The organism is Bacillus cereus group sp. BfR-BA-01430 (assembly GCF_022663115.1).
Taxonomy (GTDB): domain Bacteria; phylum Bacillota; class Bacilli; order Bacillales; family Bacillaceae_G; genus Bacillus_A; species Bacillus_A cereus_BD.
On the sequence record NZ_JAKUEW010000083.1, the window covers coordinates 1 to 309 of the forward strand.

Below are 309 nucleotides of genomic sequence, written 5' to 3' on the forward strand. Positions count from 1 at the left end.
CCGCCAGCGTTCATCCTGAGCCAGGATCAAACTCTCCAATAAAGTTTGTCTAGCATCATAAATAAAAATTGACGTTTCACGTTGTTTGTTTCGTTCAGTTTTCAAAGAACTGTTTGGTGGAGCCTAGCGGGATCGAACCGCTGACCTCCTGCGTGCAAGGCAGGCGCTCTCCCAGCTGAGCTAAGGCCCCAAATCAAGTATCGGGAAGACAGGATTTGAACCTGCGACCCCCTGGTCCCAAACCAGGTGCTCTACCAAGCTGAGCCACTTCCCGAAAGAAAACGCGCCCGAGAGGAGTCGAACCCCTAA

The 309-nt window shown here is 51.8% G+C and carries 2 tRNA genes; both read right to left on the reverse strand.

What is annotated here, in order from left to right:
- Window positions 1–114: 114 nt before the first annotated feature.
- Window positions 115–190 (reverse strand) — tRNA-Ala (locus tag MR058_RS23065).
- Between the two features lie 10 nt (window positions 191–200).
- Window positions 201–274: transfer RNA gene (locus MR058_RS23070), tRNA-Pro, on the reverse strand.
- Window positions 275–309 lie beyond the last annotated feature (35 nt).